The organism is Streptomyces spongiae (genome assembly GCF_009377185.1).
Taxonomy (GTDB): Bacteria; Actinomycetota; Actinomycetes; order Streptomycetales; family Streptomycetaceae; genus Streptomyces; species Streptomyces spongiae.
Genome location: NZ_VJZC01000267.1, coordinates 1 through 13,219 on the forward strand (window position 1 = coordinate 1; position 13,219 = coordinate 13,219).

General features: G+C 69.2%; 10 protein-coding genes and 1 tRNA gene. 6 read left to right on the forward strand and 5 right to left on the reverse strand.

The features are described 5' to 3' along the window. Positions 1–59 precede the first annotated feature (59 nt). The 3 genes from FNH08_RS29110 to FNH08_RS29120 all read left to right on the forward strand — a co-directional run bounded on the left by FNH08_RS29110 (position 60) and on the right by FNH08_RS29120 (position 4,426). Positions 60–1,001, forward strand: coding sequence for a Ppx/GppA phosphatase family protein (locus FNH08_RS29110; protein WP_152774511.1), 942 nt, complete (start codon positions 60–62; stop codon positions 999–1,001). A gap of 539 nt (positions 1,002–1,540) precedes the next feature. Then, positions 1,541–2,929, forward strand: coding sequence for an NAD(P)/FAD-dependent oxidoreductase (locus FNH08_RS29115; RefSeq protein ID WP_152774512.1), 1,389 nt, complete (start codon positions 1,541–1,543; stop codon positions 2,927–2,929). 204 nt (positions 2,930–3,133) lie between these two features. Beyond that, positions 3,134–4,426: a class I SAM-dependent methyltransferase gene (locus tag FNH08_RS29120; protein ID WP_152774513.1), complete on the forward strand. Its 1,293-nt coding sequence runs from the start codon at positions 3,134–3,136 to the stop codon at positions 4,424–4,426. 89 nt (positions 4,427–4,515) lie between these two features. On the opposite strand, the gene FNH08_RS29125 is transcribed toward FNH08_RS29120, so the two are convergent. Both FNH08_RS29125 and FNH08_RS29130 read right to left on the reverse strand, forming a co-directional pair. Further along, positions 4,516–7,044, reverse strand: a complete 2,529-nt coding sequence (locus tag FNH08_RS29125) for an ABC transporter permease (RefSeq protein WP_152774514.1) — start codon at positions 7,042–7,044, stop codon at positions 4,516–4,518. 192 nt (positions 7,045–7,236) lie between these two features. Continuing rightward, positions 7,237–8,007, reverse strand: a complete 771-nt coding sequence (locus FNH08_RS29130) for an ABC transporter ATP-binding protein (RefSeq protein ID WP_322725660.1) — start codon at positions 8,005–8,007, stop codon at positions 7,237–7,239. 454 nt (positions 8,008–8,461) lie between these two features. On the opposite strand from FNH08_RS29130, the gene FNH08_RS29135 reads away from it, so the two are divergent. Next, positions 8,462–8,547 (forward strand) — tRNA-Leu (locus FNH08_RS29135). A 400-nt stretch (positions 8,548–8,947) separates the two neighbouring features. Then, a complete protein-coding gene (locus FNH08_RS29140) occupies positions 8,948–9,829 on the forward strand; it encodes a Bax inhibitor-1/YccA family protein (protein WP_152774515.1) in 882 nt (293 codons plus the stop codon). A 112-nt stretch (positions 9,830–9,941) separates the two neighbouring features. Here the strand turns inward: FNH08_RS29140 and FNH08_RS29145 are convergent, their stop codons facing one another. Then, on the reverse strand, positions 9,942–10,172 hold the full coding sequence (locus tag FNH08_RS29145) for a DUF4287 domain-containing protein (RefSeq protein ID WP_152774516.1): 231 nt from the start codon (positions 10,170–10,172) through the stop codon (positions 9,942–9,944). Positions 10,173–10,274: 102 nt separating this feature from the next. Between FNH08_RS29145 and FNH08_RS29150 the strand changes: the two genes are divergently transcribed. Beyond that, positions 10,275–10,586, forward strand: a complete 312-nt coding sequence (locus FNH08_RS29150) for a hypothetical protein (protein ID WP_322725662.1) — start codon at positions 10,275–10,277, stop codon at positions 10,584–10,586. Positions 10,587–10,708: 122 nt separating this feature from the next. Here FNH08_RS29150 and FNH08_RS29155 read toward each other — a convergent pair whose 3' ends face one another. Together FNH08_RS29155 and FNH08_RS29160 are read right to left on the reverse strand one after the other, a co-directional pair. Continuing rightward, positions 10,709–11,494: a hypothetical protein gene (locus tag FNH08_RS29155; RefSeq protein WP_152774519.1), complete on the reverse strand. Its 786-nt coding sequence runs from the start codon at positions 11,492–11,494 to the stop codon at positions 10,709–10,711. A 336-nt stretch (positions 11,495–11,830) separates the two neighbouring features. After that, positions 11,831–13,051, reverse strand: a complete 1,221-nt coding sequence (locus FNH08_RS29160; protein ID WP_152774517.1) for an acetyl-CoA C-acetyltransferase — start codon at positions 13,049–13,051, stop codon at positions 11,831–11,833. Between the last annotated feature and the right edge of the window lie 168 nt (positions 13,052–13,219).

Consider the following 13,219-nt stretch of genomic DNA (forward strand, 5'->3'; position numbering starts at 1 on the left):
GGGCGGCGGGGGCGAGGAAACCGGCCCCGCGCACATCACGACAGGAGATCAGAGGACGCATGACCAGGGTCGCTGCCATCGACTGTGGCACCAATTCCATCCGCCTGCTCGTCGCGGACGCGAACCCGCACACCGGCGAACTCGTCGACCTCGACCGCCGGATGACGATCGTCCGCCTCGGCCAGGGCGTCGACCGCACGGGCCGCCTGGCCCCCGAGGCACTGGAGCGGACGTTCGCGGCCTGCCGCGAGTACGCGGCGGTCATCAAGGAACACGGCGCGGAGCGCACCCGTTTCGTCGCCACCTCCGCCTCCCGCGACGCCGAGAACCGCGACGAGTTCGTGCGCGGGGTACTGGACATCCTCGGCGTCGAACCGGAGGTCATCAGCGGTGAGCAGGAGGCCGAGTTCTCCTTCACGGGAGCGACCAGGGAGCTGATGGGGCGCCAGGACCTCGCGACGCCCTATCTCGTCGTCGACATCGGTGGCGGGTCGACCGAGTTCGTCGTCGGCGACGGCCACGTGCGCGGAGCGCTGTCCGTCGACATCGGGTGTGTGCGGATGACAGAGCGGCATCTCGTGCGGGACGGCGCGGTCGTCGACCCGCCGGAGCCGGGGCAGATCGAGGCCGTACGGGCCGACATCGAGGCCGCGCTGGACCGCGTGGAGCGGACCGTCCCGCTGCGCGAGGCGCACACGCTCGTCGGGCTCGCGGGGTCCGTGACGACCGTGTCGGCGATCGCGCAGGACCTGCCCGAGTACGACTCGGCGGCGATCCACCACTCCCGGGTCACCTACGACCGCGTGCGGGAGATCACCGAGTGGCTGCTGGCCTCCACGCACGCCGAACGGGCCGCCGTCCCCTCCATGCACCCGGGCCGGGTCGACGTCATCGCCTCGGGCGCGCTCGTGCTGCTGGCCATCATGGAGCGGATCGGCGCGAGCGAGGTCGTGGTGAGCGAGCACGACATTCTGGACGGGATCGCCTGGTCCGTCGCCTAGGCCAGGGCCGGTCGTTCCGGGCCGGTCGGGGTCGGCTTCGGGCCGGCCGGGGGCGACTTCGGGCCGGTCTCCCGGCCGGAAACGCCCACGTGTGAGCGAGACTTTGCTACCTCTCGGTAGTCTCGGCTGAGCGCGTCGGATAACGTATGAGCGCGTTTGAGGGGCCCCGAAGGGCCCCTCGTTGACGGGCCGCCGAGAAAGTTCGTGAAGTTCTTCACAAGGAAATCGGCCCTGCTGAGGGGTGATTTGGCCCTCCGGGGGCCTTCCGAGGGCCATCAAGGGGTGTCGGCGGACTCGGGAGGTGCTTCCGGCGGACTTCCGGGGGTGCGTCGGCGGGCCCGAACGGGTGGGTGGTTCGGCCGGCTCCCGGGAACGGAAGGGCAGTTCACGCGGCATTGACAACGGTCCCACCCACACGGTGGTTCCCCCTCCGTGCCATGACCTGTGTCACGCGGGCCGCGCAGTGTAGCAGAGGGCCTGCCGATGCTTGTGAAGGGGCGCACGAGCTCCCCCCGGATGGCGGGTACATACTCGATGGCATGAGCACCACGGAGCGTCCCAGGATCCTCGTAGTAGGCGGTGGGTACGTAGGCCTGTACGCAGCTCGGCGTATCCAGAAGAAGATGCGCTACGGAGAGGCGACCGTCACGGTCGTCGACCCCCGGTCGTACATGACCTACCAGCCCTTCCTCCCCGAAGCCGCCGCCGGAAGCATTTCGCCGCGCCACGTCGTCGTCCCGCTGCGACGCGTGCTGCCGAAGGCCGAAGTCCTCACCGGCCGGGTCACCACCATCGACCAGGACCGCAAGGTCGCCACGATCGCCCCGCTGGTCGGCGAGGCGTACGAGCTGCCCTTCGACTACCTGGTCGTCGCGATGGGCGCGGTCTCCCGCACCTTCCCGATCCCCGGCCTCGCCGAGCAGGGCATCGGCATGAAGGGCATCGAGGAGTCCATCGGCCTGCGCAACCACGTCCTCGAGCAGCTCGACAAGGCCGACTCCACGCACGACGAGGAGATCCGCCGCAAGGCGCTCACCTTCGTCTTCATCGGCGGCGGTTTCGCCGGTGCGGAGACCATCGGTGAGGTCGAGGACATGGCCCGCGACGCGGCCAAGTACTACACCAACGTCTCCCGTGAGGACATGCGGTTCGTCCTCGTCGACGCCGCCGACAAGATCCTCCCCGAGGTCGGCCCCAAGCTCGGCCAGTACGGCAAGGAGCACCTGGAGAGCCGCGGGGTCGAGATCTACCTCTCCACCTCGATGGACTCCTGCGTCGACGGCCACGTCGTGCTGAAGAACGGCCTCGAGGTCGACTCCAACACGATCGTGTGGACGGCCGGCGTCAAGCCGAACCCGGTCCTCTCGCGCTTCGGTCTGCCCCTCGGCCCGCGCGGCCACGTGGACTGCGAGCCCACCCTCCAGGTCGCGGGCACGGACTACATCTGGGCCGCGGGCGACAACGCCCAGGTGCCGGACGTCGCCGCCCGCAAGGCCGGTGTGGAGAACGCCTGGTGCCCGCCGAACGCCCAGCACGCGCTGCGCCAGGCCCGGGTCCTCGGCGACAACGTGGTCTCCGGCATGCGGGGCTTCCCGCAGAAGGAGTACAGCCACGCCAACAAGGGCGCGGTGGCCGGTCTCGGCCTCCACAAGGGCGTCGCGATGATCGTCATGGGCAAGATGAAGATCAAGCTCAAGGGCCGTCTCGCCTGGTACATGCACCGCGGCTACCACGGTATGGCGATGCCGACGTGGAACCGTAAGATCCGCGTCTTCGCCGACTGGACGCTCGCCATGTTCCTCAAGCGCGAGGTCGTCTCGCTCGGTGCCATGGAGAACCCGCGCGAGGAGTTCTACGAGGCCGCCAAGCCGGCGCCGGTCGCCGCCGCGCCGAAGGAGAAGACCGAGGAGAAGGCCAAGGCCTCCTGACCTCAGGTCACCAGCACGCCCCGAAGGGGCCGCCCGCCATCCGTGGTGCGGGCGGCCCCTTCGGCGTTGCGGAGCCGGCGATGCCCACGGACCCGCGTGAACGTTTTGCCAAGACATAACGCAAATGGCGGACCGTACCCGAGTCCTTCAGGTGTTCACGTGGTATTCGACATTCCGGGATTCCTTGTCACGGAGGTGTGCGCCATGGCCGACGTCGCGCCGCGGCTGAACAGATTCGCCGAGCAGTTGTTGGGTGCCCCGCTCCCGGTGCGTATCCGCGCCTGGGACGGTTCGCAGGCAGGTCCCCCCGGTGCGCCGGCGCTCGTCGTACGCAACCGCCGCGCCCTGCGCCGACTGCTGTGGAAACCGGGCGAGCTGGGCCTGGCGCGGGCCTGGGTCGCCGGGGACCTGGACATCGAGGGAGACATCTACGTCGCGCTCGACCTGCTGTCGGGGAGCGTGTGGGAGCGCGGGGAGGACGCCCGAGGGCTCGCGGAGGCCCTCCGCGACCCGGAGGTGCGCGCCGCCGTCCGGGGCCTCGTCAAACTCGCCGGGCTGCCGTTGCCTCCCGCCCCACCCCGCGAGGAGGTTCGCAGAGGCCGCCACCTGCACACCAGGCGCACCGACAGACGCGCCATCAGCCACCACTACGACGTGGGCAACGACTTCTACGAGATCGTCCTCGGCCCGTCGATGGTCTACTCGTGCGCCTACTGGGGCTCCCCGGACGGCACCCTCGAAGCCGCCCAGCACGACAAGCTCGACCTCATCTGCCGCAAGCTCGGCCTGACACCCGGCGGGCGGCTCCTCGACGTCGGCTGCGGCTGGGGCTCCATGGCCATCCACGCGGCCCGTGAGTACGGCGTCCAGGTCGTCGGTGTCACCCTCTCCCAGGAGCAGGCCGCGTACGCCCGCAAGCGCGTCGCCGACGAGGGGCTCACCGACAAGGTCGAGATCCGCGTCCAGGACTACCGGGACGTCACGGACGGCCCCTTCGAGGCGATCTCCTCCATCGGCATGGCCGAACACGTCGGCGCCGAACGGTATCTGGAGTACGCCGACCAGCTGTACCGCCTGCTGAAGCCCGGCGGCCGGCTCCTCAACCACCAGATCGCCCGCCGCCCCCAGCGCGACGAATCGGCGTACGAGATCGACGAGTTCATCGACGCGTACGTCTTCCCGGACGGTGAGCTCGCCCCCATCGGCACCACGGTCACCCAGCTGGAGCGCGCCGGGTTCGAGGTGCGCGACGTCGAGTCGATCCGCGAGCACTACGCCCTGACCCTGCGCCGCTGGGTCGCGGGCCTGGAGGCCGACTGGGCGAGCGCGGTCAACCTCACCAGCCCCGGCCGCGCCCGCGTCTGGCGCCTGTACATGGCGGCCTGCGCCGTGTCCTTCGAACGCAACCGGATCGGCGTCAACCAGGTCCTGGCCGTCCGTACACCGGAGTCGGGCGATTCGGGGATGCCGCTGCGGGCCCGTACGTGGGGGGCGTGACGGTACCGGCGTCAAGCCACGGACGTGAAGGGGGCTCCGAGCCGGTGTGGAACGGAGCCCCCTCACATCACGAACAGCTCGTTCTGCTGCTACTCCGTCTTGATCGCCGTCAGCATGTTCAGCCGTGCCGCGCGGCGGGCGGGCCACAGGGCCGCCAGGATGCCGACCGTGGCCGCGAGGAGCAGGAAGACGGCCATCCGGGCCCAGGGCAGGACCAGTTCGTACGTCGCCAGGCTGGTGCCCAGCAGCTCACCGGCCGCCCAGCCGAAGAACACGCCGAGGCCGATGCCGAGCACGCCGCCGAAGAGCGAGATCACCAGCGACTCCAGGCGGACCATCCGCTTGATCCCCTTGCGGTCCAGACCGATCGCGCGCAGCATCCCGATCTCCTGGGAGCGCTCGAAGACCGACATGGCCAGGGTGTTGATGACACCGAGCACGGCGACGAGGACCGCCATGGCCAGCAGGCCGTAGACCATGTTCAGGATCAGCGTGAACATCTGCGCGATGTCGTTGGAGATGTCCTTCTTGTCCTGGACCTTGATGGCCGGGTTGGTGCCGAGCGCCTTCTCCAGCTGGTCCTTCGTGGCGCCGGACACACCGTCGGAGGTCTTCACCATGACCTGCATGTCGGTGGGGTTCGACTGGTGCGGGGAGAGCGTGCCGAGGTCGAGCATGATGCCGCGCACCATCTCGTTGCCCTCGTAGACCCCGGCGACCGTCAGCTGCTGCTTCTTGCCGTCCTCGTAGGAGACCGTGAAGTCCGAGCCGGCCTTCCAGCCGTGCAGCTCGGCGGTGTCCGAGTCCACGACGACCTTGTCGCCGCCGACCTCGAAGGTGCCGTTTTCGACCTTGAGGTCGGTGAGCTCGCCGATCGTGCTGCCCTTGACGCCGGTGAGGTACTCGGTCTCACCGTCGATGCGGGAGGGCGCGTTGCGCAGAGGGCTGGTGGCGGTGACGCCTTCGGTCCCGGTGAGCTTCTTCTCCACGTCGGGCGAGAGGAAGTTGCCGTTCGCCATCGACACGACGTAGTCCGCCTTGATCGCGGACGAGGCCATCTTGTCGATCGCCGTCTGCAGGCTGCCCGCCATCACCGTCATGCCCGTGATGAGGGTCAGGCCGATCATCAGCGCGGACGCCGTGGCGGCGGTACGGCGCGGATTGCGGACCGAGTTCTGGCGGGCCAGCTTGCCGGAGATCCCGAAGACGCGCAGCACGGGTGCGGCGGCCGCGATGAGCGGACGGGACAGCAGGGGCGTGAGGACGAAGACGCCGATGATCAGCAGGACGGCGCCCAGACCCATCGGGGCCTGACCGTCCGAACCGCTCATGGTCGTCGCGGCCAGCACCACGGCGATGCCCGCGCCGGAGAACAGCGCGCCGATCGTGTTGCGCAGCACCAGCGACTTGGTGGTCGCCTTGGCGTGCACGCTGCTCATCGCGGCGACCGGCGGGATCTTCGCGGCACGGCGGCCGGGCAGCCAGGCGGCCAGCATCGTGATGAGGATGCCCACGGCGAGCGCGGCGCCGACCGTGCCCGGGGTGATGATCAGCGGCCCGTCCGGGACCGTGGCGCCGAACGAGCCCATGAGGGAACGCAGGGCGGCGCCGATGCCGATGCCGGCGACGAGACCGGTGACGGCGGCGACCGTGCCGACCACGAACGCCTCGATGAGCACCGAGCGCGTGACCTGCCGACGGGAGGCGCCGACGGCCCGGAGCAGCGCGAGTTCCTTGGTGCGCTGGGCGACCAGCATGGTGAAGGTGTTGGCGATGATGAACGTGCCGACGAAGAGGGCGATGCCGGCGAAGACCAGCAGACCCTGCTTCAGGCCGTCCATCGCCTTGGCCGTGCTCTCCGCCTGGTCGTCGGCGAGCTTCTGGCCGGTGGTGGTCTCGGTCGTGTCCTTGGGGAGCGCCTTGTCGAGCGCGGCCTTGAGCTGCGCCTGGCTGGTGCCGGCCTCCGCCTTCACGTCGATCTCGTCGTACGTGCCGTTCTTGCCGAAGAGCTGCTGGGCGGTGGCGGTGTCGAAGAGGGCGAGGCTGCCGCCCGCGGCGACGTTGCCGTCGTCCGTGGTGAAGATCGCGGTGATCTTCGGGGTGAGCACGGGGCCGTCGACGGAGAGGCGGACGGTGTCCCCGACCTTGTATCCGGCGCGGGACGCGGTCTCGGAGTCGATGGCGACCTGGTCCTTGCCGGACGGGGCGCGGCCGTCGGTGAGGGGGTACCGGGGGTCCTTGTCCCCCCAGTAGTTGCCGCCCCGGGACTGGAAGCCGCCGCCTATGAGCTTGCCGTCCTTGTCGGCGACGGCGGTGAAGCCGTTGACGACGCCGATGGCCGACGCGGCGCCCGGGGCGCGCTCGGCCCTGTCGAAGAGGGCCTGGGTGAGCTCGGGGGACTTGCCCACCGTGTCGCCCTTGCTCTCCTGGTACTTGGGCTCGACGGCGACATCGACCTGGTCGAAGCCCTTCGCCGAACTCTTCTGGTACGCCTCCGAGATGGTGTTCGTGAAGACCAGCGTGCCCGACACGAACGCCACGCCGAGCATCACGGCGAGCACGGTCATCAACAGCCGAGCCTTGTGCGCGAGCACGTTGCGCAGGGCGGTACGGAACATGGGTTCTCTGTCCAGGGGTTGGGGTGGGTGGTGCGTGGTGTCGTACGGCGGTCGAGGTGGTGCGCTGGGGTGGCGGTATGTCGTCGTGCCGGGCGCGCCCATGCTTCTAAGGGGCGCGGGGAACTGCGCGACAAGCCACGACGAACCCGCAGCCGCCCACACACAGAACCCGGCAGACGAGACGCAACCGGCTCAGCTGGTGCGCGCCTTCGCATCGAACCGCTTCATACGGTCCAGCACCGTCTCGGCCGTGGGCCCGTACATCTCGTCCACGATCCGCCCGTCCGCAAGGAAGATCACACGATCCGCGTACGCGGCGGCGACCGGATCGTGGGTCACCATGACGACGGTCTGGCCGAGTTCGCGGACCGAGTTGCGGAGGAACCCCAACACCTCCGATCCGGAGCGGGAGTCGAGGTTGCCGGTGGGCTCGTCGCCGAAGATGATGTCCGGCTTCGAGGCGAGGGCACGGGCCACGGCGACGCGCTGCTGCTGACCGCCGGAGAGCTGGGTGGGGCGGTGGGTCAGACGGTCGGAGAGGCCGACCATCCGGATGACGGTGTCGAGCCACTGCTTGTCCGGCTTGCGCCCCGCGATGTCCATCGGGAGCGTGATGTTCTCCAGCGCGGTCAGGGTCGGCAGCAGGTTGAACGCCTGGAAGATGAAACCGATCTTGTCCCGGCGCAACTTGGTGAGCTGCTTGTCCTTCAGGGACCCCAACTCGGTGTCCCCGATACGGACGGAGCCCGAGGAGAAGGAGTCCAGCCCCGCCACGCAGTGCATCAGCGTGGACTTGCCGGAGCCCGAAGGCCCCATGATCGCGGTGAACCTGGCCTGCCCGAAGTCGACACTGACCCGGTCCAGGGCGACCACCTGGGTCTCGCCCTGTCCGTAGACCTTGGAGAGGTCCGTGGCGCGAGCGGCCACGGTGGTGGCCCGGTCGGCGATGGGAGTGGTGGTCACGAAAGGTGCTCCTGTAGGGACGACGGCGTTTGGGGAACGCGTTCCATCGTCCGGGCCGAGGAGCGCCGTGTAGTCAGCCGCTGTTCCGGTTCCGGGGACAGACTGAAGGGGGACCAGCCGACGCCGTGTCATACCTGGGGATGAGGGGCGGCCCCTAGGGCGCGAGGCTCTCCGGGCACGACGGGGATGGCGCAGGAGGCGGGGTTTGGCGACACGAGTCACCGCGTCATCGCGGCGGACCGTGTGGAGGCCGCTCGTTCGGGCGGTGAAATTCCGTCATTCCGCCAACGAGGGGTCAGGTGGTCCGAAAGGCTATTGGCAAGTGCGGATGGCGTGTACCGGGTGCTGATGCACCCTCAGACGTCAATAAAATAAGACAACATCGGTCCGCTCGTCCGCTGTTCGAGGGATGGGCCCCGATAGGCTCGGAACCTCGATGCGGAGCCCATGGCCTGCCCGGATGGTGGAATGCAGACACGGCGAGCTTAAACCTCGCTGCCCCTCGCGGGCGTACCGGTTCAAGTCCGGTTCCGGGCACCACCGACAAATCACCGAACAAAATTCCCCGGGGCCCACGGTGGCCCGTCCGGGGTCTCGGGTGAGATGTCGCGGCCCGAGAGTCGGCGCGCAAGGGGAACGTATGAGGCGCGTATGGGTGACGACCCTTCTCCGTCCTGTCGTCGGCTCGCGGTTCGCCCGCCCCCCCCGGCTTGTCGTCGCTGTGACGCTACGGCCCGGCCGGCTCGTTGATCTCTGGACGGTTCCGGACATGTACCGGGTTGGTCATGGATGAGGTGGGCCAGTGTGGGGAATCACGGAGACGCGTAGCGTGTTTCGCGTCACGACGAGGGAAAGATCCTTCCCAAGCACTAGGGTCAATCCTTTGCCCACCCATTACTCTTGAGCCCAAGGCCACGCAGGGTGGCCATGGAGGAGTGAAATGAGGAGCAGCAACCCGGTCTTCTCGCGACGGGGGTTCAGCCGCGACAACGGCTACGCGGGCTTCAACACCGCGCCGCAGGCCGGGGGAGCAGCTGTCGGCACCCAGGGCAACCCCTACGCCCAGCAGGGCGGCAACCCGTACGCGACGAACCCGTACGCACAGCAGGACGTGCAGCACGGCGCCCCGCCGCAGGCCCCGGTCCGCACCGGCGGCATGACGATGGACGACGTCGTCGTCCGCTCGGCCATGACGCTCGGCACGGTCGTCGTCGGCGCCATCCTGGCGTGGGCCCTCCTGCCGGTGACGCCCAGCAGCTACGGCCTGGCCATCGGCGCCGCGCTCATCGCGATGGTCCTCGCCCTCGTGCAGAGCTTCAAGCGCAAGGCCTCGCCCGCGCTGATCCTGACGTACGCAGCCTTCGAGGGTGTCTTCCTCGGCGTGCTCAGCGAGATGTTCAACACCCAGTGGTCCGGCGCGCCCTTCCAGGCGGTGCTCGGCACGATGGCGGTCTCCGGCGCCACCCTGCTGGTCTACAAGGCCGGCTGGATCCGCGTCACCGCGCGGTACGCGCGCATCGGCATGACCATCGCCATCGCGTTCGTCCTGGTCATGGCGGTCAACCTGCTGCTGGTCGTGTTCGGCGCCGCCCCGGACGGCGGTCTGCGCAGCATGGGCCCGCTCGGTGCGATCGTCGGCATCTTCGCGATCCTGCTGGGTGCCTTCTTCCTCACACTCGACTTCAAGCAGATCGAGGACGGCATCGCCTACGGCGCCCCGCGCGAGGAGGCATGGCTGGCCGCGTTCGGTCTGACCATGACCCTCGTGTGGATCTACATCGAGATGCTGCGGCTGGTCGCCATCTTCAGCGGCGACGACTGATCCGGACCGTTGGCACGGTGAAGGGCCCCGGGAGCGCTGCTCCCGGGGCCCTTCGTCCTGTCCGGTTGCTTCCTTCGTCTGGTCCGGTGCTCGGCGTGCCGGTGGAGCGCGCTCAGAGCAGTTTGCGCGCGGCCCTCCTCAGGTCGTACTCGTGGATGATCGCCTTGGCGTGGCCGTATGCCAGGTTGTGCTCGTGCCGGAGCCAGCTGACCTTCTCCTCGAAATTGAAGAGAGCCGGGCCGTCGTCGACAGCGCGCAGCCAGTCGGATACTTCACGACCGGTGCAGTGGGGGATGCGGGCGAGCAGATTGCGATGGGTCTCCTCGGAGAAGACTTGGGACATCGGCGCCTCCGGACGCATGGGATGTAAGCCGGTCCTTCAGGTCACCGTGCCTGAGCGTTGGCGTGTTGGCAACACTCCTGCTGGGACGCGTAGTCTCGCGGCGTGCTTGATACGACGCCTCTGACCCGTGCGGTGGACCACTTCGCCGATCGTTTGAGGGCTGCTCCACAGAGCCGGTTGCAGCGGGGTGCTGCCGCTGAGGCACTGGCGCTGGCCAGGGAGTTGGCACTGCGTGCCCAGCGGTTGGAGGAGCCGGGTTCGCCGCCGCGGGAGATGCCGGACGCGGGGATGTTCGCGGCGGCGGATCAGATCATGGTCGCCGGGAACGATCTTGCGGTTGTGCTGAGAAGTGAGGGGGAGCTGGTGGAGGCGGTGGAGCTTGTTGCCGAGGCGGAGAAGCGGGCCGGAGTGTGACTCTGCGCCTGCCCGCCGTAGGGCACCTACTGCGTGCGCGGGTGCCGGCTGTCTGTGGTTGCTCGCGCCCGCGCACGCAGAGCCGCACATCGATACAGCCCCGCGCCCCTTACGGGGCGCTGCTACAGCGACGCTATGACCCTGTCCGCCAGGATGTAGATGTTCTCCTCGCCGCACTCGAACGTCAGTGTGTAGGCGCCCGAGACGCCCGAGCCGCCCAGGAGGACGGGGGTGCGGCCCATGCGCAGGGCCGAGGCGAGGCGTTCGGCGGTCTCGCGGTGGCCCGGGGTCATGCACAGGGTCGTGCCGTCGGCGAAGACGTACACGTCGAGGGTGCCCAGCGGGCCCGGGCGGACGTCGGAGAGTTCGGTGCGGGAGGAGGCGAGCTCCTCCAGGCAGGCGACCGTGCGCTCGTGGTCGTTCACGACCGGCGACGGGGTCGGCACGAAGTCCGGGTGGGAGGGGTGACGGCGGCGGGCGGCGGCGAGCTCCGGGGAGTCGCCGGGATACTCGTCGCTCTCCACGCTCGGCTCGGGCACCGGCTCCAGGTGCTCCAGGCCCGCGAAGTCCGAGTGGCGCGGCAGGTACGGCTCGCTGTCGGGAAGGCCCAGCAGCGAGGAGGGCGCGTCAGGGACGTCACGCGCCTCCTGGGCGGCCCAGAACGCCCTGGCCTCGGCCAGCTCCCGCTCCCGCTCCTCCGCGAGCGCCTCGGCCACGGCAGCGCGTATCTCGTCCGTGTCGGAGGCAGGGCGGGCGGCGGGTACGACGGGCCGCGCGCTCGTGGCACGGCTCGCGATGAGCTCGGTGTGCAGGGCCGCGACCTGTCGGCGCAGCCCCCGCAGGCTGTGCAGCACGGCGACTCCCACGGCCGCGGCGGCGGCTGTGGTGAGCAGCAGAGCAATCGGCATGGCGCTCACTGACGTACTCCCGGTTCAAAGTCGACCCCCGACTTCCTACATCAGCTTGAAGGGCGGACTATCCCGCTGTCAGTGCGTAACGTCACGAAACGGACAGGACGCCTGGTCTGATGTTTGGCGGTGAAGCGGCTCTGACCTGCTGAATCACCCTTCCGAGGGAGATAGGTCACATCCTGGGGGAGATTGGATTACAAAACGGCCCAGAACCCCGGCGGTGCCGAGGTCCCGGGCCAGAGGATCACGCTGGGTTCAGCGGGGGTGACCGAGGGGTTCGGCCGGGGTGACCGAGGGGTTCTCGGAGTGACCGAAGGGTTCGGCCGGGCGGTGTCAGCTGAGGCGCTCGATGACCATCGCCATGCCCTGGCCGCCGCCGACGCACATCGTCTCCAGGCCGAACTGCTTGTCGTGGAACTGGAGCGAGTTGATCAGCGTGCCGGTGATGCGGGCGCCGGTCATGCCGAAGGGGTGGCCGACGGCGATGGCGCCGCCGTTCACGTTCAGCTTGTCCAGGGGGATGCCCAGGTCGCGGTAGGAGGGGATCACCTGGGCGGCGAAGGCCTCGTTGATCTCGGCCAGGTCGATGTCGTCGATGGTCAGGCCGGCGCGGGACAGGGCCTGCCTGCTGGCCTCGACCGGGCCGTAGCCCATGATCTCGGGGGAGAGGCCCGAGACGCCCGTGGAGACGATCCGGGCGAGCGGGGTCAGGCCGAGCTCGCGTGCCTTCGTGTCGGACATGATGACGAGGGCGGCGGCGCCGTCGTTGAGGGGGCAGCAGTTGCCGGCCGTGACCAGTCCGTCCGGGCGGAAGACCGGCTTGAGGCCCTGGACGGCCTCCAGGGTGACGCCGGGGCGCGGGCCGTCGTCCTTGCTCACCACCGTGCCGTCGGGGAGCGTGACCGGGGTGATCTCGCGCTCCCAGAAGCCCTTCTTGATGGCTTCCTCGGCGAGGTTCTGCGAGCGGACGCCGAACTCGTCCATGTCCTGGCGGGTGACGCCCCACTGGCGGGCCAGGTTCTCGGCGGTCTGGCCCATCGCGATGTAAGGGTCGGGGATCAGGCCGTCCTCGCGCGGGTCGTGCCAGGTGGCGCCCTCGGACTCGGCGACCTGTGCGGTGCGGGCCTCGGCGTCGGCGAAGAGGGGGTTGTGCGTGTCGGGCATGCCGTCGCTCGTCCCCTTCACGCTGCGGCTGACCATCTCCACGCCCGCCGAGATGAAGACGTCGCCCTCGCCCGCCTTGATGGCGTGCAGGGCCATGCGGGAGGTCTGGAGCGACGAGGAACAGTAGCGGGTGATGGTGCAGCCCGGGAGGTGGTCCATGCCCATCTGTACGGCGACCACGCGGCCGAGGTTGTGGCCCTGCTCGCCGCCGGGGAGGCCGCAGCCGAGCATCAGGTCGTCGATGTCCTTCGGGTCGAGCTCGGGGACCTTGGCGAGGGCGGCCTCGATGATGGTGGCGGTGAGGTCGTCGGGGCGCAGGTCCTTCAGTGAGCCCTTGAAAGCGCGGCCGATCGGGGATCGGGCGGCTGAGACGATGACGGCTTCGGGCATCACGGCTCCATTGGAGTTCGTATGTACGGGGGCGGGGCTGTTGGGGAAGTTACCCGTACGTATCGTCGAGGTCACGGGCATCGCTGTGTGACCCCGGCCGCATTTTTCTAAGCGCTTGCTTTCCTCGCCCCCGCCGCCCCTACCCGTCCCATCCCCAGGGGCTCCGCC

Bases quoted from the DNA above. Each gene is read 5' to 3' on its own strand.
- FNH08_RS29110 (WP_152774511.1), top strand. From the start codon at position 60: ATGACCAGGGTCGCTGCCATCGACTGTGGCACCAATTCCATCCGCCTG.
- FNH08_RS29115 (WP_152774512.1), top strand. From the start codon at position 1,541: ATGAGCACCACGGAGCGTCCCAGGATCCTCGTAGTAGGCGGTGGGTAC.
- FNH08_RS29120 (WP_152774513.1), top strand. From the start codon at position 3,134: ATGGCCGACGTCGCGCCGCGGCTGAACAGATTCGCCGAGCAGTTGTTG.
- FNH08_RS29125 (WP_152774514.1), bottom strand. From the start codon at position 7,044: ATGTTCCGTACCGCCCTGCGCAACGTGCTCGCGCACAAGGCTCGGCTG.
- FNH08_RS29140 (WP_152774515.1), top strand. From the start codon at position 8,948: ATGAGGAGCAGCAACCCGGTCTTCTCGCGACGGGGGTTCAGCCGCGAC.
- FNH08_RS29145 (WP_152774516.1), bottom strand. From the start codon at position 10,172: ATGTCCCAAGTCTTCTCCGAGGAGACCCATCGCAATCTGCTCGCCCGC.
- FNH08_RS29155 (WP_152774519.1), bottom strand. From the start codon at position 11,494: ATGCCGATTGCTCTGCTGCTCACCACAGCCGCCGCCGCGGCCGTGGGA.
- FNH08_RS29160 (WP_152774517.1), bottom strand. From the start codon at position 13,051: ATGCCCGAAGCCGTCATCGTCTCAGCCGCCCGATCCCCGATCGGCCGC.